This window comes from Paenibacillus sp. JT22N1, from assembly GCF_059692155.1.
This window is the reverse complement of sequence record NZ_JCAUAW010000007.1, coordinates 53824-76023: the sequence shown is the minus strand read 5'-3', so window position 1 is coordinate 76023 and position 22200 is coordinate 53824. Positions and strand designations below refer to the sequence as shown.

The window sequence follows — 22200 nt, the reverse complement described above, 5'->3', positions numbered from 1 at the left end:
GCTGCTCATCAGCGTATGATTTTTTTGCCCATATTCATAAGCCGGGTTATATCCTTTAAGCTAATCAGACGAAATACAGTGATGAACAATAAGTATACAATAAATCCTATGAGAAAAGAGGTTGCAAAACGAAGCCAATCGGTTGAAGTCCAAGAAGTATACATGACGAAATAGCTGCAAAGCCCGGAAAGCGCCATAGCTGCCCCGATTTTACCGAAGTCACTGCCTTCCATGCGGAATTTCAACAGGCGTACAACACTATTCCAATGCAGAAGTGTTACCAAGACGATGTTCACATTGATGGCGAAAACAGCTCCGTGAATACCCATTTCCGGCTTGCTGGCAAGCCAATATATGAGAATAAGCTTTACAGATGAGCCAATCAACGTGTTGATTAAAGCGGCTCCTGGCTTGTTCAAAGCCTGCAAGGCGGACTGTAAAGGAGCTTGAAAATAAATAAATATGGCGATAGGAGCCATCATTTTCAGCATGACCCCTACATCAGGTTGATTGTACATGTATGTACAGATCGGTTCAGCAAGAACGAACATAAGGACAGCGAATGGAGCGCCGGTTACTAAAGCCAACTTCAAGGATTGATGCAGCCGCATGTGAATGGTTTTGATATCTTTGCGGGCGGCTGCTTCGCTTAAGGAGGGAACGAGCGAGACCGACAATGACATCGTAAGTGCGCTTGGCAGAAGTATGATGGGGATAATCATCCCTTGTAAGGCGCCGTATTGGGCTGTAGCCAATGAAGTTGAAATACCCGCTATCGCTAGACTTTGTGCAATGAGAATGGATTCGAACAGGTAGGAGCTTGCCCCAATCAGTTTACTTCCTGTTATAGGGATTGAAATTCGCATGATTCTACGAAAATTAGAAAGCCGGCCATTCGTTTTATTCGTACCAATTTGAGCGATAGGGGCTTTAGGAGATGTTTTCTTGTCGTACTTGAAATGGATGGCTAAGACAACTAGGCCGCCAATTTCTCCTGCTAGGACCCCCATCATGGCACCAGCTGCTGCATATTCGATCCCATAAGGGAGCATTACATACGAACAAATGAGAACCATGACGATACGGATGAGTGTCTCCATAATTTGAGAAGTAGCGGTAGGAATCATATTCTGTCTTCCCTGAAAATAGCCGCGATAGACGGCGGAGATTCCGATAATCGGGATCATTGGACTCATACACAGGAACGTGTAGTAAACTCGTGAGTCAGTTAATAAATGAGATGTAATCCACGAAGCTCCCGCGACACAAGCGATCGTAAATACGACACTGAGACAGATGGTAATAGCTAACGATATTTTTAGAATGCTGCGGATTCTCGTTTCGTTGTGTTCAGCCTCTGCTTCTGCTATCAATTTGGCAATCGCAACAGGTATCCCGCCTGTTATAATGGTTAAGATGACGGATAAAAATGGCCAACCCATATGATAAATACCGATACCTTCAGCACCGATGACACGCGGTAAAGTAATCCTAGGTATAAAGCCAAGAATACGGTTCAAAATGCCTGCGGCTAACAGGATCATCGTGCCTCTAATAAACGACTGCTTGGTCACTGCCATTCCCTCTTCCGATACGTGTCATATCCTATGACTATGCGAGGGTTGGCCAAGCTCATGCTAACATTTTGTGGACAGGTCGCAGTTTGGCAGGAAAATGGTGGATGAACATCGAATTATTCTAATGAGTAAAGGTAAAATCACACCTTAGGAGGTTCTCCCAATGAACGGAGAAGATAACGATCAAGTACCTCATCATCCTGAGGACAAGAAGAATGAACAGGCAGAAACTAGCGAGTTAGCATCCATTGACTCTGAGGAAGAAGAGGTTTCCCTTACTGATATAGAACTTAACGAGCTTATCGAAAGTTTATGTTTAAGCAAAGTTGAAGAATTTATTATGCTTGGCTACGAACACGTGAGTGGTAAAGATATATGGGATTGCGTTAGTGACAAATACCGCAAAACGGGTGTCCCTTCTCTTCATCAAATCGTAAATGACATTTTGTCGCTCAAATCAACGGCGTTCATGAACTGGATGACGATTAGCATGTATAGAGGAGCCCAATTCTAAGAATGGGCTTATTTTTTCAGTTGACAAGAAAGTATAAGTTTTGACAACTTAATGCTTCCTTCAACCTTGACAAACGGCACTGTTCCTTGTTCTACAAGGACAACGGAGCCGTTTATCCTGATGAAACGACTTAAATTGACTCGATTTTCAGACCTGAGTATAATAGGCATATTGAGTATGGAAGGGAGACAAGCAAGAGATGGTGGATTGGAAAAGAATATCGTTCTTTTTTCTAACGGTTGTTATTGTTCTCGGAGCGATCGGAGTAACAAGCCCTAGTCTTGTAGAACGAATTAAGCTTGGATTGGATTTAAAAGGCGGGTTTGAAATTTTATACACCGCAGAGCCTTTGGCAGCTGGTGCACCATTGACGAAGGAAACGCTTACGCAAGCAGCAGAGAGTCTTGCGAAACGAGCTGACAAACTTGGTGTAGCCGAACCTGAGGTTTATCCGGAAGGAACGGATCGCATTCGTGTACGTCTTGCGGGCGTGAAAAATGAAGAAGAAGTTAGAGGCTTAATGTCTAAGCCCTCGGTTCTTACCTTTAGAGGTCCGGATGGAACGGTTTATATGAACGGAACGGATTTCGTAGAAAACGCGGCTAAATTAAGCTACGATCCGAATACGAAGCAACCGATTGTCGAAATCAAGATGAAAAGCAGAGAGAAATTTAAAGAAGTGACAACTAAACTTACTGGAAGCACACTTTCCATTTATTTGGATGATGAAGTGAAGTCGACAGCATCTGTTAATTTTCCCATTGACAGTGATTCGGCGATTATTACACAAACGAGTGTAACTGAAGCAACGAATGTAGCCAAGATGATTAACTTGGGTGCGATGCCATTGAAATTAACAGAGAAATATATTCAGCGTGTGGATGCTACTTTAGGTCAAGCATCGCTGCACCAAACGGCTAGAGCTGGTTTGATTGCTTCGATCTTAATCTTCATCTTCATGGTACTTTATTACCGTGCACCAGGTCTAGTGGCTGCCTTTACACTGATTACTTATGTATGGGTACTATTGGCAATATTCGACTTTATGAATGCAACATTAACGCTGCCAGGTATTGCTGCCCTCGTCTTAGGAGCAGGTATGGCGGTCGATGCGAACATTATTACTTATGAAAGAATCCGTGAGGAAATACGTGCCGGTAAGAGCATTCTTTCATCTTTGAAATCAGGCTCGAAACATTCTTTCCGTACAATTATGGATGCTAACGTAACGAATTTGATTGCTGGTATTGTTCTGTACTACGTCGGAAACGGCGCAATTCGCGGATTCGCGGTTATTACGATGATGAGTATTATTATCAGTATCTTAACGAACGTATTGTTCTCCAGATGGCTGCTGCATCTTATCATACGGGGCAACTTGCTGAAAAAGCCAAGTTATTTCGGTGTGAAGGAGGCAGATATCCGTGGGCTTTAAGAAACAATATGATTTTGTGAAAAATCGCAATAAGTTCTTCATTATTTCGATTGCTCTTCTTGTTATTGGTCTGTCCGTTATGCTGTTCTCGGGCATGAATTTCGGTGTCGATTTCAAAGCAGGAACGAATATTGATCTTGTTGTTGGCAAACAACTAGACAAGGTCAAGGTTGAAGAGATCTTGCATACTCTTACAACGAATGGCGATTTAAAATCGAACTTCGCGGATCCAACAATCGGCGGTAATAACAGCGACCGTGTCTCCATTCGATTCGATGATGTTCTGAATGATGATACGGTAAATAAGATCCAGAAAGCATTCGCAACCGCTTATGGCACTGAGGTTTCCAAAGAAATCAACACAGTTGATCCGCAATTAGCGAAGGAATTGCTGCTTAAAGCGGTATATGCCGTGGCCATTTCCAGCGTTTTGATTTGTTTGTATGTAAGTATTCGTTTCGAATGGCGCTTTGCCGTAGCAGCGATTATTGCCATACTTCATGATGCTTTTATGGTTATCGCTATGTTTGCGATTTTCCGCTTTGAAGTCAACTTACCGTTTCTAGCGGCAGTATTGACCACAATCGGTTATTCCATCAATGATAAAATCGTTATTTTTGACCGTATTCGTGAAAATCTGCGATTTGCTAAACTCAAAACGGACGAAGATCTCGTTGCATTGGTCAACGATAGTATCTGGCAAACGATGGCACGTAATATCAATACTGTATTAGTGGTATTGTTAGCCGCAGGGTGTTTGTATATTTTCGGTAGTGAGTCCATTAAACTTTTCGCACTTGCGAAATTAATCGGTTTAACAAGTGGAGCTTATTCGTCTATTTTCATTGCATGTTCACTCTGGTATTTATTGAAAAGAAAATCTTTGCGCAGTTCTAAAAAGAAAGCTGCAGCGTAATAACCATAATAACCGGCCGCGTGAATGTTGCGCGGCCTTTGTATCCGTTCAGGGGGAGTGTCCACGTGAATGACGAGCGTTTTCAAAAGACAGAACTCACTGTCTGGGTAGGTATTGCTGGCAATATTGCTCTTGCCTGTCTCAATGTTATTATTGGGTTTATGTCGCAGAGTAAAGCACTTCTCGCTGACGCGGTACATTCAGCATCTGAGGCAGTAAGTTCATCTTCTGCATTAATTAAACTAAGAACAGCAGAAACGGCGCCTCAAGAAGCTTACCCCAATCGGCAAGATAAGAAGATATCTATCACATCTATTTTAATGTCGATTGTTATTCTAGTCCTAGGTGTTGAACTGGGCATTTCGACCATCAAATCCATATGGGTTGACGTCGAGCATGCTCCTAAGGTGTACGCTCTTGTTGGAATTGGGATTTCGCTCTTGGTAAAAGAGATTATGTTTCAATATACATACCGGATGGGCAAGCGTTTAGGATCTCAGGAATTAATTGCTAATAGCTGGGGACACCGTTCCGATATATACTCTTCTATTGTAGCTCTTATTGGTGTGCTCGGAGCTTTAATGGGCAATTACCTAAACATATCTTTTCTTTATTATTTGGATTCACTTGCGGGATTATTTATATCTCTCATGGTGCTGAAGATGGGGTATTCGTTACTTAAAGAAGCCTTACATACGAAAACCGATTATGTCCTGCTGCAAGAAGATGCCGCTGAATTGATTGCTGCCGTACAGATGATAAAAGGCGTAATAACCGTCGATGACTTGCAAGCAAGGGAACATGGCCATTATGTCGTTGTTGATATCAAAATAAGCGTGAATCCAAGGGTAACTGTATGGGAAGGGCATGAAGTCTCCAAAAAGATCAAGCAGCAGTTGATGAAACGATTCCATCATGTTTCCGATGTTTTTGTTCAAGTAAACCCCTATGATGCAGGATATCCTTACAAAAATAATACGGATACCGAGTTAAATGAATTTCCATCCGTTATTCACTAAATAAGCACCAAAACTATGCTTACGAAGAAAGTTTTCCATAAGGAAAACTCTAAGACTATGCTTACGTAGAAAGTTTTGCACAGCAAAACTCTAAGGAGGACACACCGAGTGCTAGCACCGAAGGCAAGATGGAGCATAGGAAATGCGGATGAAATGCTCGTTGAATCATTTGTGCGCGAGCTGCAGATAGACCCGCTCGTTGCCAGAATGCTTGTTCTTCGAGATATACGCACCGTGCCAGATGCTGAGCAATTCTTGCATGGCGGAGTCCACTATTATAATGACCCGTATCTGCTTGACGGGATGCTTCCAGCTGTAGAACGCATCCGAAAAGCTCTTCAGAATGATGAATTAATACGTGTATATGGTGATTACGATGCAGATGGTGTAAGCAGCACCTCATTGATGGCCCATTTGTTAAAAGGCCTAGGCGCTCGTTTCGATACGTATATCCCTCATCGCATTCGAGAAGGCTATGGGCTGAATCGCTCTGCGATCGAATTAGCCAAAGAACAAGGCGTCATGCTATTAATCACCGTTGACACAGGCATTAGTGCCGTTCAAGAAATAGCCTATTGTCAGGAATTAGGCCTAGATGTTATCGTGACGGATCATCATGAGCCTCCTGATATACTGCCTCAAGCTTTAGCCGTCATTAATCCGAAGAAGCCAGACTGCCCATACCCTTATAAGCATCTCGCAGGCGTTGGCGTTGCTTTTAAGTTGGCCCATGCACTACTTGATCGATTGCCTGAAGAACTGTTGGAGTTTGCAGCGCTTGGTACGGTTGCTGATTTAATGCCTCTCACGGGGGAGAATCGTTTAATCGTGAAGCAGGGGCTGCTGCGAATGCAGGATTCTACTTACGCAGGATTTCGTTCACTCATTGGTGTATCCGGTATTGAAAATAAGGAAGTGACCGCATCTCATATTGGTTTCTCGCTAGCACCGAGAATTAATGCAAGCGGCCGATTGGAAGCCGCTGATATAGCTGTGAAGCTGCTCACAACATCGGATGAGAAAGAAGCGGAGCAAATTGCCTTTGAACTGGATATGCTGAATAAAGAACGTCAACTTATCGTAGAAGACATGGTGAAAGAAGCTTTTGTTCTAGCCGAACAACAGCAAGCCAAAGGTTTAGATAAAGTGATAGTTGTCGCTAAGGAACAATGGAACGTCGGTGTTGTCGGTATTGTTGCATCCAAGATTGTAGAGAAATTTTACCGTCCGACCTTAGTGCTAAGCATAGATCCACAGACGGGTATGGCCAAAGGTTCTGCTCGCTCGATTGCTGGCTTTGATTTACACAAAGCTCTGACGGCTTGTGATGAGATGCTCGACCACTACGGTGGTCATCAAGCGGCTGCGGGTATGAGTTTGAATAGCAGCCATTTGGAGGCATTCACTCATAAGCTGAACGAACTAGCAGCTGCTGCGCTAACGGAACAGGATTTCATTCCACTTCTGAAAGCAGATGCAGCGTGCAGCTTGTCAGATGTTCCGATTGCAAGTATTGAGCAGTTAGAGAAGCTCGCGCCCTTCGGTATGGGCAATCCTGCGCCGAGGTTCATGTTCACCGATTTATCACTCGGCGACATCCGTACGATGGGTAAGGAGAAACAGCATCTCAAGCTAGCGCTCTCCCAGATGAAGGAAGAAGTAAGCTGCTCAGTGGAAGCTGTCGGCTTCGGTAAAGGAAGCTTGGCGGGTCTGATCGCACCTGCTGCTAAGGTAGACGTGCTTGGAGAGCTTTCAATTAACGAGTGGAACGGTGTGAGGAAGCCTCAAATTATGATGCAGGATCTTCGTATAACGCATATGCAGCTGTTTGATTGGCGTGGAGCAGGGCAATTGAGTACAAAGCTTAGCGTACTTCAGAGCACGATTGCTGCGTTGAATGGTAACCGCACACTAACTCCAGCTATCGTTCTGTTTGACGAAGCAGATGCAGTCTTGTTCACTTCAACAGCGTTTCAGTTAGGGGGTTCAGTCCCCTACTGGATTGTTCAAGATAGTGAACAATTACGGCCGGGTAACGAACCAGCCAAGCAATTGGAATTTGCTAACATGCAGGATATTATTTTGTACACGATCCCACGCAGCGTTGCTAGTTTGCAAAGTGTGCTTCATCAGGCCAGTGGAATGATGCGCTGTTATCCAGTATTTGCCGAGCTAGGGCCAGACAGCGGCAGTACCCTGCCTTCTCGAGACATGTTTAAAATGCTGTATGGCACTTTGCAAAAAGAAGGATCGCTGAATGTTCAGGATGTACGATTAATGACTTCGTTTAGTAAACGATCGGGTCTTTCTCCTGCAATGATTCAATTTATTTTATCCGTTTTTGAGGAGCTTGGATTTGTTGAAAAACAAGGCGGCTTCGTTAAACTGCATGCGTCACCTGCGAAGAGAGATTTAACAGCATCCCGCTTGTATCAACATAGATTGCATCGCCAGGAAGTTGAATCCATAGTCATGTACTCCTCAGCCAAAGAGCTGGAGGAATGGATTGCCGATCAAATAAAAAAAGAAAATCACATTTTGGAGGAAATTATATGAATTTCAAAGAATACATTCGCGTTATCCCGGACTTTCCACAACCGGGCATTCGTTTCAAGGACATCACAACGTTATTGCAAAACGGGCCTGTTTATAGAGAAGCTATCGATCAAATGAAAGCATTAATTAAAGAGAAACAAATCGATGTTATTGCGGGTCCCGAAGCACGTGGCTTCGTCATTGGCGCTCCGCTCGCTTATTCACTTGGAATAGGCTTTATTCCGATTCGTAAAAGTGGCAAATTGCCTGGCGAGACGATTGAGGCTGACTATGCTCTTGAATATGGCAAGGATAAATTAGCCATGCATAAGGATGCTATTAAACCAGGTCAAAAGGTACTGATTGCAGATGATTTACTTGCAACAGGTGGAACGATTCAAACATCGATCGACCTGATTAACCAGCTTGGCGGAGAAGTTGTAGGGGCTGCGTTCTTGATCGAGTTATCCTACTTAGACGGTAGAAGTAAGTTTAATGGGATTGACGTGGTTTCCTTAGTTCAATATTAAAATTAAAAGCTCAGAATCGAATGTTAGTGTTCGATTCTTTTTTATACAATGAAAGCTAACAATTCATAAATACTTTCAGTGAATTGGGAGAAAATGCTGCTTTTTGTCGAATGCATGGTACGAACAGTTGACGTGGAGCCTGCCTTGCAGGCATAATGAATAAAAATCGATTAAAGGGAATGGGTAGATGCATGGGTATAGAGCAGCTGCTGGAGAAGGCCGCCACCTATCTGAAAGAGAATGATTTGCAGAGGATTAGGGAGGCCTATGAATTCGCGGATGAAGCCCATCATGGCCAAGTACGCAAATCGGGTGAGCCCTATATTCTGCATCCACTCGCTGTTGCAGAGATATTGGTGAACATGCAGATGGATGTCACATCCGTGATTGCTGCACTTCTGCATGATGTCGTTGAAGATACAACAGTTTCACTGGAAACTGTTCTAGATAAATTCGGGAAAACTTGCGCGATGCTAGTGGATGGCTTGACGAAGTTGGAACGGATCAAGTTCAAGTCCAAAGAGGAGCAGCAGAACGAGAACTACCGCAAAATGTTCGTTGCTATGGCGCAGGATATTCGCGTTATTCTTATTAAATTGGCGGACCGTTTGCATAATATGCGCACATTGAAGTACCAATCCGAAGAGAGCCAGCGCCGTATTGCGGAGGAGACGCTGGAGATCTTCTGTCCGATTGCCCATCGACTCGGTATTTCCACGATTAAATGGGAAATGGAGGATATTGCTCTTCGTTATTTGAATCCGCAGCAGTATTACCGAATCGTTAACCTCATGCAGAAGAAGCGTACTGAGCGTGAGCAATATATTGAGGACGTTATTCATAGCATAAAAGAAAAGCTGGATGAAATGGGTATTCAGGGAGATATTTCTGGAAGACCTAAGCACCTTTACAGTATTTATAAAAAAATGAGCTCCCGCGGCAAGCAATTCAATGAGATTTACGATCTCATGGCACTTCGTGTTATTGTCGATGGCATCAAGGACTGCTACGCTTCTTTAGGTATTATTCATACCTTGTGGAAACCAATGCCTGGACGCTTCAAAGATTATATTGCGATGCCGAAGCCGAATATGTATCAGTCTTTGCACACGACGGTGATTGGTCCTAAGGGAGAGCCCTTAGAAGTACAGATTCGCACATGGGAGATGCATAGGACGTCAGAGTTTGGTATCGCTGCGCATTGGGCCTACAAAGAAGGCGGTTCTGTTGTACCTTCGGGCACATTCGAGGACAAAATGAGCTGGTTCCGTGAAATTCTGGAGCTGCAGCACGAGACCAATGACGCCTCCGAGTTTATGGAATCCATGAAGATGGATTTCTTCTCAGACCTTGTCTTCGTCTTTACGCCAAAAGGGGAAGTTATCGAGCTTCCTGCCGGCTCTGTGCCTCTGGATTTTGCCTATCGGATTCACACTGAAGTCGGCAATCGCACAATTGGTGCCAAAGTAAATTCCCGGATCGTTCCCTTGGACCACAAGTTGAAAACAGGGGATATTATTGAAATTCTGACTTCTAAGCATTCTTACGGACCTAGTCAGGATTGGATTAAAATCGCGCAATCCTCTCATGCTCGAAGTAAGATCAAGCAGTGGTTTAAGAAAGAGAAACGCGAAGAGAACGTCGAAAAAGGGAAAGACATGATTGAACGCGAACTCAAACGATTGGCGATCGATCCTCCGACATTGATGAGCGACGATAAAATGCTTGAAGCCGCGAAGAAGTTTAATTTTAGTGATATTGAAGATATGCTGTCAGCCGTAGGTTTTGGCGGTATTACAGCTGCACAAATATGTACGAAGCTAACGGAGAAACTGCGTAAGGAAGCCGAAGAAGCGCAGGTGCTGAAGCTTACTAGCGAGGTCAAGGAGGTCAAGGCGCAGGCTTCATCTGAACGCAAAAGCCGTCCAACTAACGGTGTCCGTGTCAAAGGCGTCGACAATCTGCTTGTCCGCTTCGCACGCTGCTGTAATCCTGTACCTGGCGATTTGATTATTGGGTACATTACAAGAGGACGCGGCGTGTCTGTGCATCGTTCTGATTGTACGAACATTCCTACGAGTATGGGGGAAGAGGAACGGGTCATTGAGGTCGATTGGGCCGAAGCTGTCGAATCCAATTTCAACGTAGAGATTGAAATCACAGGTCATGACCGCCGTGGATTCTTAAACGAAGTACTCCAAGCTGTTTCAGAAAGCAAAACGATGATTTCCGCTGTATCGGGACGTTCAGATAAGAATAAGATGGCTACGATTCATATGACCATTTTAATCAAAAATATAGACCATCTGCAGTCCGTTGTTGAGAAAATTAAACGTGTTAAAGATGTTTATTCCGTTCAGCGTATTATGCAAAGCTAACCGATGTTGTAAAGTTAAGGAGATTAGGGCAGGTAATGAGAGTAGTTGTTCAGCGTTGTAAACGTGCCGAAGTAACAGTCAATGATGTAACCATTGGTCGTATTGAACAGGGGTTGATGCTCCTTGTCGGGATTACCCATGACGATACAGAGCAGGATGCGAAGTATTTGGCGGATAAAGTGGCTGGACTGCGTATTTTTGAAGATGAAACCGGCAAAATGAATCTTTCCGTCCTGGAGACGGGAGGACAAATTTTATCCGTTTCGCAGTTTACTTTGTATGGCGATTGCCGTAAAGGGAGACGACCCAATTTCATGTCAGCGGCAAGACCAGAGCTTGCTGAACCGCTATATGATAAGTTTAATGAGCTGCTAAGGTCTCTAGGCATACACGTGGAAACGGGTGCTTTTGGTGAAATGATGGATGTATCTTTGACGAATTGGGGACCTGTTACGTTGGTTATCGACAGCAGATAGGTTGCTCCGAAGGATAATAAGCTAGCTGACTGGTTATACTTAATGTGTATATACTAGCGGTTAGGAGCACCCAGATGCGTCAATCGATCAAACACAGAGCCATGACAGCACCGGAGCAGCAACTGCTCCATACCACACTTGCTGAGCGGATGAGTCAAGCACCTGCGCTCGCTGATGTAGAAATTAGTGCAGAATTCACATCCGAACAAGAAAAGATGAAAAGCATTCCCAAAAAATCCTATCGGTAACCATAAAGCCACGCGTGCTGTTCGTTCAGCCATGCGCGGCTTTATTTGTTAATGCCGTAATATTTCTCTACACGTTCGAAATGTGGTAAACTAACAGGTGATGTTTTTTGGCTAGAAATTAATCAACTGCTCCAAAGAAGCTTATTACATATTTATCTGGTAAGCCGTATGAAAAGCAGGAGACAAGGTGGGTGCTTTCGTCCTAATGGCAAATTCAAATCGTAACAATTCCACATCCAAAGGATGGCTTTGGTTGATGGGGACATTGATTGTACTTGCGGTGCTGGCAGCTGCAGCATCTCTCTACTATCAGTATAAACACCTTTCACATGGTGAACATAGCTTAAAAAAGCAAGCTATTCAAGAAGTGAAATCAGTAAAGAAAGCCAAAGAGGCATACGACGTCATTGTAGTGGGTACGGACCCTGAGGGGGTTGCTGCTGCCGTTTCGGCTGCTCGTAATGGATTAAGTACACTACTCGTAGACGGGCGGAATCGGACTATGTTGGGTGGTTTGATGACGCATGGTGGTCTTAATACAATTGATATGAACTATGCGCCCAAAACGAATCCGCTCAGTAAACATGAGGTGTTTAACAAGGGCTTTTTCTCAGAGTGGTACAGCAAAATCGAAGGTGATTCCTTCGATGTTAACACAGCTGCTAATGCTTTCTACGACATGGTTCGTGCGGAGAAAAATATAGATATTTTATTGCAAACGCAAAAAATAGATCCTATTCTTGAATCGTCAGGATCAGGAAATGCGAAGTTACAAGGCGCAGTACTAACTTTGTCAGATGGAACCAAACAAACGGTGAAAGCAGCTTCTGTCATCGATGCCACACAAGATGCTGATTTTGCAGCAGCGGCAGGTGTTCCTTTTACATTTGGTCGAGAAGATTTGGGTGATCCTCAGTCTAGAATGGCTGTTACACTTGTTTTTCGTCTTAAAAACATAACTCCAGAAGTATGGAGTCTGATGGCAAAGCGTCTAAATGGAGACGATGACGTGAATTCTGGCGTTAATGAAGTTAGTGTCTGGGGCTATAAAGAAATGAGTAATTATCCACCTCTTAATAAAGAACGTGCTAAAATGCGTGGCTTGAACATGGGAAGAGAGAACGATAATACTGTACTTGTGAACTCATTGCAAATATTTGGCGTAGATACATTTAATCCGAAATCTGTTCAAGATGCTTTTGATATTGCCAATCAAGAATTACCGAATGTGGTTGCCTATATGCAGAAAACGTTCCCTGAATTTGCAGGTGTGGAGCTAGCGGGGACTGCTTCTGAGTTATATGTGCGTGAAACACGGCATATACAGGGAGAATACCGAATGAACATAGTTGATGTATGTACGAATGGGGATCAATGGGACCGTATTGGCTTCGGTTCTTATCCTGTCGATATCCAACGTGTGACACCGAGTGATTCCGGTAACGTGGTATGTTCTCCGACACAGTACGCTATTCCTTTCCGCAGTATCGTCCCACAGAAAGTGGATGGACTACTTGTTGTCGGTAGAGCGGCTAGTTACGATACGCTTCCGCATGGAAGTGCTCGAGTGATGCCGACTGGAATGGCTGAAGGTGAAGCGGCAGGGGCTGCTGCTATGCTTTCTAAGCAAGAAAAAATGACATTTCGTCAATTAGCTGGCTCCAAAGAAGTTATTGCCAAATTGCAGGAACATTTGATTAAACAAGGCATGGAGCTTCAGCCTATTTCAATCAAGCCTCAACCTTTTATGGAGCACAAAGCCTATGAAGGTTTGAAATCAGCACTGATGCTGGGCTTAGCTTCAGGAGCTTATGACAATAACTTTCACTTGGATGACGCGGCCAATCCAAAGCGGATGGTTAATCTAGTCAGTGGTGCGAAGAAAATGAAACCTGATGCCTGGGGCGGGGATGTCAGTCAGGCTATTGCGAATCTGCAAAACGCAGATAAAATACCACTGACACTAGAACAAGCCAGCTATACAATCACACAAGGGTTAGGGTTGAAAGCTACATCTACTGAAGCGCAATCCAAGTTAATGGAGAATAAGCTGCTCACAGAAACGACCGTTAAGCTTATTGTAGACAAGCAAAAGTTAACGAATGCGGACACGTATTTGCTTATTAAAGATTTAAAAGTTGGTGTTACTGGTAAGCCATAGAACAACAATTAAGAGCCTTAATGCCGCTTGTAGATGTGGCACTAAGGCTCTTAACTTTTCGAAGCTAAGGAAGTTTTTTTGACTACGCTTACATTCTTACGTTGTTCAGTCTGCGTCCGCAGCATCCTCTTCTGCTTGCACCGAATCTTCCGAATCTTCTTCGGCTGATTCTTCACTTTCCGCTTCGGCGTCCTCCTCGGACACATCCTCAGCTTCTACTTCTTCCTCATCAGATGCTTCTTCTTCCGCTTCCTCAGCTTCGTCCGATTCTTCAATGGCCTCTTCTTCGGCTGTTTCTTCAGATACTTCTTCTTCAACTTCGGCTTCGGTTTCGGAATCTTCAGAGAAGAGCACCACTAGATCTTGCCGTTCCTCTTGAAACTCGTTTTGTATTGTCATTGTTACAGCCTCCTGATGATAAATTCAAGGCCATCTGCCTTGTTGTACATGTATATGTGAAAATGGTCTGAATATACGGTGAAAATAAATGAAAATGTTTGAAAATACGGAGAAAATGCTGTAATGAAATTGTAATTTAATTTTCATATCTCTTTAATCAAGAGGGGATATAATAATAGTCGACCCCCTTTAAAATATATATTTATTTGAGGCCTGCAGCCCTTGTGCCGCAGGCTATTTTCTTTATACAAAAAAACCGTCTCAGCTTGAGCCGGACGGTTTAACATCATTTTTACATCAAAGCATCTAAGGAATATTCACCGGCTCCGATAAGTGCAACACCAACGGCGATAGCAATCAGCGTTAAATTGTATTCATAACCATTGGAAGTTACCCAGTAACCATTTTTGGCATGAACTTTAATAATAGCACCAAGCATAATCAGTACGATAAGAGCAGCACCTAATGGTGTCCAAAGACCTGCGGCGAAGAGCAGCCCACCTGCAATTTCCGCTAAACCTGCAAGAACAGCCATGAGCACACCTGGCTTAATTCCTATTGAATCGAAGAAACCTCCCGTACCTTTGGGACCATAGCCTCCAAACCATCCAAATACTTTTTGTGAACCGTGCGCCGCGAATGATAAACCGATCACTAAACGAATAATAAGTAGACCTAAAGCCATCACTAACAACTCCTCTTTTAATATATTTTGTTTAATAACTTACTTTATGTTAGTATATTATTACGAAGCACTTACTTTTGTCAAGCGACTATGCTAAAATTGTTTATAAGGAGATGATTTATATGGAAGACTATCAACTGTGTCCCAAATTCGAGAATGCTTTTGAACTTCTAGGAAAGCGTTGGACAGGACTTATTGTTCATGTCTTGCTTTCTGGACCGAAGCGCTTTAAAGACATATCAGTTCTCATCCCGAGTATGAGTGATCGCATGCTTTCGGAGAGATTCAAGGAGCTCGAGGCTGCAGAGATCATCATCCGTCATGTATACCCAGAAACGCCGGTTCGGATTGAGTATGAATTAACCGCCAAAGGAAAAGGGCTTAAACCCGTTATGGACGAGTTGCAAAAATGGGCGGACTTACATTAATTAATATAGTGGAGGTATAGGAGGATTAGTACTTCTATCTCTTGACTTTGTATCTGCCAATGTTTACAATAAACAATAATGTAATTCGATACTTTTGTGATCCGTTGAAGGGACAAAGTAAGTCGCCCCCACATAACAGAGAAGGAAGTCTAGGCTGCAAACTTCCTATGATGAGCGAACGAAAAGACCTCCCCGAGGACCGGCTGGGAAAAGCATATTGGCTGATGTCAACTTGTCTAGTAGCAGTTGTGCGTGTAGCGGGCGTTAACCGTAAAGAGCAGAATTCTGTTTCGTTGCCACTGGCAAACGATAGCAGTATTTCTGAATGTGGGTGGTACCACGGGTGAATTTGTTAATCAAATCTCTCGTCCCTGACGTTAGTCGGGGGTGGGAGATTTTTTTGTTGTTATTTGACAGGAACGATAAGAGGAGGTTGAGCACATGAGCATACAAAAGCCAAAAGGCACACAGGATCTTCTTCCCGGTGAGGTGGAGAAGTGGCAGTACCTAGAGAGCAAAGCAAGAGACTTGTGCCAAAGATTTAATTACAAAGAGATCCGTACGCCGATATTTGAGGAAACCGATCTGTTCATTAGAGGCGTCGGTGAAACGACAGATATCGTGGGTAAAGAAATGTACACCTTTCTCGATAAAGGGGATCGCAGCATGACGCTTCGTCCCGAAGGAACAGCCGGTGTTGTTAGGGCTTATGTAGAGAATAAGCTTTACGGGATTCCGGATTTAACGAAGCTGTATTACGTAGGACCAATGTTCCGCTATGAGCAGCCACAAGCTGGGAGATATCGCCAGTTCCATCAGTTCGGCATTGAAGCTTTCGGGTCTGTAGATCCAAGCATTGACGCTGAAGTAATTGCGCTTGGTTATACGTTCTATAAAGAAATTGGACTTAAGGAAGTAACCGTTGAAATTAATTCCGTTGGCACACCGGCGGTTAGAACGGTTTACCGTGAGAAACTGCAGGAGTTCTTCGCACCTGTCAAGCATTTGCTTTGTAAAGATTGTCAGTCCCGATTTGATCGTAATCCGATGCGTATTCTTGATTGCAAAGTGGATCAAAAGTATGGCGAAGGCGCTCCAGAAATTTTAGATTACTTGGATGAAGAGTGTACGTCGCATTTCGCGCTAGTCCAAGAGCATTTAACAGCGATGGAGATCCCGTATCGGATTAATCCTCGCCTCGTTCGCGGTCTTGATTACTACACGCATACAGCTTTTGAGTACAAAGCAGCCGGGATCGGCGCGATTGATACGATTGGCGGAGGCGGACGCTACAATGGTCTAGTTGAGCAGATTGGCGGCCGAGGCACCGATCAGCCGGGAGTTGGTTTGGGGCTTGGCCTTGAGCGTATTCTGCTCGTACTGCAGGCACAAGGAGTCGAAATTCCGAAGCCAGAGCCGTTGGATGTATATTTGATCGGTCTAGGGGACGCGGCGGAGAAGGAAGTAACGAAGCTGCTGCACCAACTTAGAGTGCAAGGACTGAAAGCGGAGAAAGATTACCAAGGCCGTAAAATGAAGGCACAAATGAAATCAGCTGACCGCTTTCAAGCTACCTATGTGGCGATTCTTGGAGATGACGAATTGGTGCGCGGCGAAATTACGCTGAAGAAGATGGATACAGGCAGTCAGTTGACTGTGAGTTTAGCCGATCTTGCCTCGAACGCTGCAAAGACACTTTTCGAATAGATAAACAAAGGAGAGACTTTGAGCTCCACTCAAAGATCCCTATATTAGGAGGAAAAATAATCATGATGCTCAAAACACATCATTGTGGGCAGCTTACTAAAGCTCAGGTAGGACAGACAGTTACACTAAACGGATGGGTGCAAAGAAGACGTGACTTAGGTGGCGTTCTATTCATCGATCTACGCGATCGCAGCGGGCTTGTACAGACCGTATTTAACCCAGACTTCTCAGGGGATGCACTTGCCATTGCTGACCGCGCTCGTAATGAATACGTGCTTGCTGTTAAAGGGAAAGTTGTAGAACGCGATGCCGAAACGGTTAACAAAAATATTACAACGGGTGAAATTGAGATTCAGGTAACTGAAATCGAAATCATGAATGCAGCCAAAACACCTCCGTTCTTCATCGAAGACGGTGTAGATGTGGATGAAGCCGTTCGTTTGAAATATCGTTATTTGGACCTGCGTCGTCCGGAAATGCAAAAAACATTAATGCTTCGCTCCAAAGCGTCCAAAGTATTCCGTAATTTCTTAGATGATCAAGGATTTGTTGAAGTTGAAACACCGATTTTGACGAAAAGTACTCCTGAAGGCGCTCGCGATTACTTGGTGCCAAGCCGCGTGCATCCTGGCGAATTTTTCGCGCTTCCGCAGTCCCCGCAAATTTTCAAACAATTGTTAATGGTTAGTGGTTTGGAGCGTTACTACCAAATCGCACGCTGTTTCCGCGATGAGGATCTTCGTGCAGACCGTCAACCTGAATTTACACAAGTCGACATTGAGACTTCCTTCATTTCTCAGGATCAACTGCTTGAAATCTTGGAAGAACTCGTGGTCAAATTAATGCAAGAAACAGCTCAAGTCGAAATCCCACGTCCATTCCAACGTATCACGTATGCGGATGCTATGGCGAAATATGGTTCGGATAAACCGGATCTACGTTTTGGTCTAGAACTCGAAGATGTTTCTGATATCGTTGAAACTTCAGGTGTTCAAGTGTTTGCAAACGTCGTTAAAGGCGGCGGTCAAGTAAAAGCTTTGAACGCTAAAGGTTGCGGCACATGGAGTCGTAAAGAAATCGATGACCTCTTACCATTCGCAGCACGTTATGGAGCCAAAGGCTTAGCTTGGATTCAAGTGAAAGACGGCGAATTCAAAGGACCTATCGTGAAATTCTTCAATGAAGCTGAAATCGCTGCATTAACAGAGCGTTTGGGCGCAGAAGAAGGGGATTTGCTTCTTTTCTCCGCTGATAAGAAAAAGGTTGTTGCTGATGTCCTAGGTAACCTTCGTCTTAAAATCGGTCGTCAACTTGGACTTATCGATGATTCGAAGTTCAAATATGCATGGGTTGTGGACTTCCCACTTCTTGGGTACGACGAAGAAGCCAAACGTTATGTGGCTGAGCATCATCCGTTCACACGTCCAAATGAAGAAGATGTTCATTACTTCGATACAGACCCAGGTCAAATCCGTGCGCAAGCTTACGATCTTGTCTTGAACGGATATGAAGTAGGCGGCGGCTCGATGCGTATTTACCAACGTGAAGTACAGGAGAAAATGTTCGGTGCGCTTGGCTTCACCAAAGAAGAAGCTGTTGAGAAATTCGGCTTCCTTCTTGAAGCTTTTGAATATGGAACACCTCCGCACGGCGGATTTGCTTTTGGTTTCGACCGTTTGGTGATGCTGATCACAGGCCGCACGAACCTCAGAGAAACGATTGCATTCCCGAAAACGGCAAGCGCAACAGACTTGTTGACCGATGCACCGGGGACAGTAGACGACAAACAGCTTGAACAGCTGTCGATTCGCTTAGCGCTTAAGCAGCCTGCTGCTAAAGCCTAAGAACATAGAAGAGGAAGTGTTTCTATGCTTCACCAATTTTCACGAACTGAACTAGCGATTGGCCCTGAGGGGCTTGAAATCATGAAGAATAGCACAGTTGCCGTTCTAGGTATTGGCGGTGTAGGTTCAATCGCTGCTGAAGCACTAGCGCGTACAGGGGTTGGACGTCTTATTCTGATTGACAAAGATGTTGTCGATATCACGAATATTAACCGTCAGATTCATGCTCTCACAACAACGGTTGGTCAGCCAAAAGCAGACCTGATGCGTGATCGAATCAAATTAATTAATCCAGAATGCGATGTCATCGCCCTCCGGATGTTTTACACAGAGGAAACGTACGAGGAAGTATTCGCATATCCAATTGATTACGTGTTGGACGCAAGTGATACCATCTCTTATAAAATCCATCTGATCAAGCAGTGTCTGGAGCGGAAGATCCCAATCGTTTCCAGCATGGGCGCAGCCAACAAAATGGATCCGTCACAGTTCAAAGTAGCGGATATCTCCAAAACGAGCATGGATCCTATTGCACGTGTGGTTCGTCAAAAACTGCGCAAGGAAGGGATCAAAAAAGGCGTGAAGGTCGTATTCTCGACCGAAGAGCCGATGAAACCACGCGAAGACGTAACGCAGCAAATCGTTCCCGCGAACGCACCTGAAATTCGCAAGGCGAAGCAACCACCGGCGAGCAACGCCTTCGTTCCGCCTGTGGCTGGACTGATCATGGTGAGTGTGGCTGTGAAAGAACTATTGGAAATTGGTTTAAAGAAGAAATAGAAGAACGGATGCCCATGAAAACGGGCATCCGTTTTTTATTTTATAATGCAAAGCCTAGGTGGCTCGGATGAAACAAAAGGAACTACGAAGCGTTATTTATCGAAATACCCGCCTTTTTGACCCTTAAGGGAACCAGGAGGCGTTATTTTGCCATTTTGACTGAAATACGGGCTTCCATAGAGGAAATAACGCTTCTACGTTCCGCTTCACCAGCCTTGCAGCGACTTTTTAGCAAAATAACGCTTCTAGGTTCCCTTTCACAAGGCGCCGGAAGGTATCGTAAAGGTTGAAATCGATAATTGCTATATCGACATGGCATATATCAATTATTTATATGTTGACTCGATATATACAATCTGATAAATTGTTAATTAAGAAGCACATCAAGAAAATAAGGAGGACTTACAGCATGACCAGTCAGGATGTCATTTTAGGGATTTTAATGAAACGCAGTCTATCGGGATACGACATCAAGCATATGTTTGAGACGGTTTTTTCCTATTTTTACAATGCAAGTTTTGGCACGATTTATCCTACGCTTAGCAAGATGGAGAAGGAAGGTCTTATTACCAAAGAAAGTGTCATCCAAGAGGGAAGACCGAATAAGAATGTCTACTCTATAACGGAGGAAGGCCAAAAACATTTCAAAGCCTATATGTACAGTCCCTTGCAAGCCAATGAATTCAAGTCTGATGCGATGACTCGCTTGTTTTTTGGTGAATTTATTGAGGTCGAGGTCATAATTGAATATTTGGAATATGGCGTAACGAGTACGAAAGATGATCTTGAGCGTTTGCGGAACATGTATGAGAACGGCAAGTCAAAGTCATTAATGTCTCAGACACAGGAACTTTGTATTCAGATTGGTATCGAAAATATGGAAAGTACGCTACGAATATTAATGGCCGGAATAGAACGGTTGAGTAATTTAAAAGTGGAAAAGGGGAAAAACGAAAGTGGGTAATAAAAAAACAGGTTTTATAATACTGGCAATGGCTCTAGGGCTATTGATGTCTGCACTAGATAATACAATTACGGCGGCTGCTATAAGTCATATCATAGGCGACATTAATGGTTTTGATAAGATCAGTTGGGTATTCACAGCGTATATGCTTGCATCCACGAGCACGATGCTTGTTTTCGGAAAACTGTCAGATATGTTTGGCAGAAAGCTCTTTTATTTGATTGGAATTTCCATATTTTTGATCGGTTCAGCACTCTGTGGTACGGCCCAGGATATGACGCAGCTGATCGTATATAGAGCGATTCAGGGGATAGGCTCAGGAGCTATTTTTCCCATTAGTTTCACCATTATTTATACGCTTTTTTCAGATCCCAAAGAGGGGGCTAAGCTATCAGGTGTATTCGCGGGGATATTCGGCCTATCGTCCGTAGCAGGGCCTCAAATCGGTACATTACTCGCCGAATCTTGGGGCTGGCGCTGGTGTTTCTATGTTAATTTACCGCTGGGTATACTATCATTCTTTGTTTTGCTCTTTGCTCTTAAGGAAACTCGTTCGACTCGCCGCCCGAAAATTGATTATTTAGGGACATTATTACTCATTATCTCTACCGTTTCACTCATGCTCGCATTAGAGTTCGGTGGTAAAGATTATACATGGGCGTCCTGGCAAATTATTAGTCTGTTAGCTGTTGCCGTTGTTGTAGGCTTTCTGTTCATTATGGTTGAACGAAGGGCCCAAGAACCCATGCTGCCATTACCTTTATTCAAAAACCGAATGGTTCTCGGCATGATGTTAGCTTGCCTTTGCCAAGGAGCGATTATGTTCTCAGCTATTGCTTACTTGCCTATTTTCTCAACTGCAGTACTCGGTCGGACGAATTCAAATGTGCTTTTGACTCCGATGATGTTTTCTTTAATGGTGGGAGCTGTTTTGTTTGGTTTCCTTCAACGTTTCTTTAGTTTCCGCGCGGTTATCGCGTTCAGTATGATTACGGGTATTGTCATTAGCTATTTGTTAAGTGTAGTCAGTCATGATGCAAGTAATCTGTATATGATTACCCTGATGGTTTTACTTGGCGTAGGGGCGATTGGTCCGTTAATGAGTGTTGCACAGAATGCGGTTGCTCTCAGCGTAGATCAGAAATATATTGGAGTCAGTTCCTCCATCATTGGCTTTTGGCGTAATATTGGAGGGGTTCTCGGGGCTTCGATTATGGCGACTGTTGTCAACACTAGATACAACAGTCTCATTCAAGTAGGCGCAGCTGAGCACAACATGCCTCTTAATCAATTGTCGTCTTTAGCCAATCCAGAACATTTGATCCGAGCGGGAGCTGCATTGCCTAAGGAAACGATGAATTTCCTCCGAGATTCATTGGGAACAGCGATTAACCATGGTTTTATCATAAGTATCGTGTTCAGTATTGTCGGACTAGCGGCAACATTCATAGCAGGGCCACTTCGTTTCACGGTACCAGTCCAACGTCCGGAACCGCAGAATGACAATGCAACTCCTCAGTCTGTATAAATGGTATCAAGAAAGATCCTTCTGATTTCATATCAGAGGGATCTTTCTTCTATTACTCGACCGTTATGGCTTCGAC

General features: G+C 44.0%; 19 protein-coding genes. 16 read left to right on the top strand and 3 right to left on the bottom strand.

What is annotated here, in order from left to right:
- Window positions 1-8: 8 nt before the first annotated feature.
- Window positions 9-1574: a stage V sporulation protein B gene (gene spoVB / locus AC58UU_RS15340; RefSeq protein WP_497317341.1), complete on the bottom strand. Its 1566-nt coding sequence runs from the start codon at window positions 1572-1574 to the stop codon at window positions 9-11.
- Window positions 1575-1740: 166 nt separating this feature from the next.
- Here spoVB and AC58UU_RS15335 point away from each other — a divergent pair, with 166 nt between their 5' ends.
- The 10 genes from AC58UU_RS15335 (at window position 1741) to AC58UU_RS15290 (ending at window position 13789) form a co-directional block, all read left to right on the top strand.
- Window positions 1741-2091 carry a post-transcriptional regulator gene (locus AC58UU_RS15335; protein ID WP_497316946.1) on the top strand — a complete coding sequence of 117 codons (351 nt, stop codon included), beginning with the start codon at window positions 1741-1743 and terminating at the stop codon, window positions 2089-2091.
- A 202-nt stretch (window positions 2092-2293) separates the two neighbouring features.
- The gene (gene secD, locus AC58UU_RS15330) at window positions 2294-3526 is read left to right on the top strand and encodes a protein translocase subunit SecD (protein ID WP_497317339.1); all 1233 of its coding nucleotides are present in this window, start codon (window positions 2294-2296) and stop codon (window positions 3524-3526) included.
- A complete protein-coding gene (gene secF, locus AC58UU_RS15325; protein WP_497316944.1) occupies window positions 3516-4442 on the top strand; it encodes a protein translocase subunit SecF in 927 nt (308 codons plus the stop codon). The genes secD and secF overlap by 11 nt, the downstream gene beginning before the upstream one ends.
- Before the next feature lie 65 nt (window positions 4443-4507).
- On the top strand, window positions 4508-5461 hold the full coding sequence (locus tag AC58UU_RS15320) for a cation diffusion facilitator family transporter (RefSeq protein ID WP_497316942.1): 954 nt from the start codon (window positions 4508-4510) through the stop codon (window positions 5459-5461).
- 108 nt (window positions 5462-5569) lie between these two features.
- Complete coding sequence (recJ, locus tag AC58UU_RS15315; protein ID WP_497316940.1) at window positions 5570-8017, top strand: single-stranded-DNA-specific exonuclease RecJ; 2448 nt, start codon at window positions 5570-5572, stop codon at window positions 8015-8017.
- Window positions 8014-8526, top strand: a complete 513-nt coding sequence (locus AC58UU_RS15310; RefSeq protein WP_497316938.1) for an adenine phosphoribosyltransferase — start codon at window positions 8014-8016, stop codon at window positions 8524-8526. The genes recJ and AC58UU_RS15310 overlap by 4 nt, the downstream gene beginning before the upstream one ends.
- Window positions 8527-8717: 191 nt before the next feature.
- Complete coding sequence (locus tag AC58UU_RS15305) at window positions 8718-10904, top strand: RelA/SpoT family protein (RefSeq protein ID WP_497316936.1); 2187 nt, start codon at window positions 8718-8720, stop codon at window positions 10902-10904.
- A gap of 35 nt (window positions 10905-10939) precedes the next feature.
- Window positions 10940-11380, top strand: coding sequence for a D-aminoacyl-tRNA deacylase (gene dtd / locus AC58UU_RS15300; RefSeq protein ID WP_497316934.1), 441 nt, complete (start codon window positions 10940-10942; stop codon window positions 11378-11380).
- A gap of 74 nt (window positions 11381-11454) precedes the next feature.
- Window positions 11455-11628: a hypothetical protein gene (locus AC58UU_RS15295; RefSeq protein ID WP_154669611.1), complete on the top strand. Its 174-nt coding sequence runs from the start codon at window positions 11455-11457 to the stop codon at window positions 11626-11628.
- A 205-nt stretch (window positions 11629-11833) separates the two neighbouring features.
- The gene (locus tag AC58UU_RS15290; RefSeq protein WP_497316932.1) at window positions 11834-13789 is read left to right on the top strand and encodes an FAD-dependent oxidoreductase; all 1956 of its coding nucleotides are present in this window, start codon (window positions 11834-11836) and stop codon (window positions 13787-13789) included.
- A 105-nt stretch (window positions 13790-13894) separates the two neighbouring features.
- Here the strand turns inward: AC58UU_RS15290 and AC58UU_RS15285 are convergent, their stop codons facing one another.
- Together AC58UU_RS15285 and AC58UU_RS15280 are read right to left on the bottom strand one after the other, a co-directional pair.
- Window positions 13895-14188: a hypothetical protein gene (locus AC58UU_RS15285; protein WP_497316930.1), complete on the bottom strand. Its 294-nt coding sequence runs from the start codon at window positions 14186-14188 to the stop codon at window positions 13895-13897.
- A 292-nt stretch (window positions 14189-14480) separates the two neighbouring features.
- The gene (locus AC58UU_RS15280) at window positions 14481-14873 is read right to left on the bottom strand and encodes a DoxX family protein (RefSeq protein ID WP_171644715.1); all 393 of its coding nucleotides are present in this window, start codon (window positions 14871-14873) and stop codon (window positions 14481-14483) included.
- 122 nt (window positions 14874-14995) lie between these two features.
- Between AC58UU_RS15280 and AC58UU_RS15275 the strand changes: the two genes are divergently transcribed.
- From AC58UU_RS15275 to AC58UU_RS15250, 6 genes are all read left to right on the top strand, one after another.
- The gene (locus AC58UU_RS15275; protein WP_056836252.1) at window positions 14996-15301 is read left to right on the top strand and encodes a winged helix-turn-helix transcriptional regulator; all 306 of its coding nucleotides are present in this window, start codon (window positions 14996-14998) and stop codon (window positions 15299-15301) included.
- A 441-nt stretch (window positions 15302-15742) separates the two neighbouring features.
- Window positions 15743-17008 (top strand): histidine--tRNA ligase, encoded by a 1266-nt coding sequence (gene hisS / locus AC58UU_RS15270; protein WP_497316927.1) that lies wholly within the window; start codon window positions 15743-15745, stop codon window positions 17006-17008.
- 62 nt (window positions 17009-17070) lie between these two features.
- Window positions 17071-18852 (top strand): aspartate--tRNA ligase, encoded by a 1782-nt coding sequence (aspS, locus tag AC58UU_RS15265; protein WP_497316925.1) that lies wholly within the window; start codon window positions 17071-17073, stop codon window positions 18850-18852.
- Window positions 18853-18876: 24 nt separating this feature from the next.
- Window positions 18877-19632: a tRNA threonylcarbamoyladenosine dehydratase gene (locus tag AC58UU_RS15260; protein WP_029196910.1), complete on the top strand. Its 756-nt coding sequence runs from the start codon at window positions 18877-18879 to the stop codon at window positions 19630-19632.
- A gap of 409 nt (window positions 19633-20041) precedes the next feature.
- Window positions 20042-20596 carry a PadR family transcriptional regulator gene (locus tag AC58UU_RS15255; protein ID WP_497316922.1) on the top strand — a complete coding sequence of 185 codons (555 nt, stop codon included), beginning with the start codon at window positions 20042-20044 and terminating at the stop codon, window positions 20594-20596.
- A complete protein-coding gene (locus AC58UU_RS15250; protein ID WP_497316920.1) occupies window positions 20589-22124 on the top strand; it encodes an MFS transporter in 1536 nt (511 codons plus the stop codon). The genes AC58UU_RS15255 and AC58UU_RS15250 overlap by 8 nt, the downstream gene beginning before the upstream one ends.
- The last annotated feature ends 76 nt before the right edge of the window (window positions 22125-22200 follow it).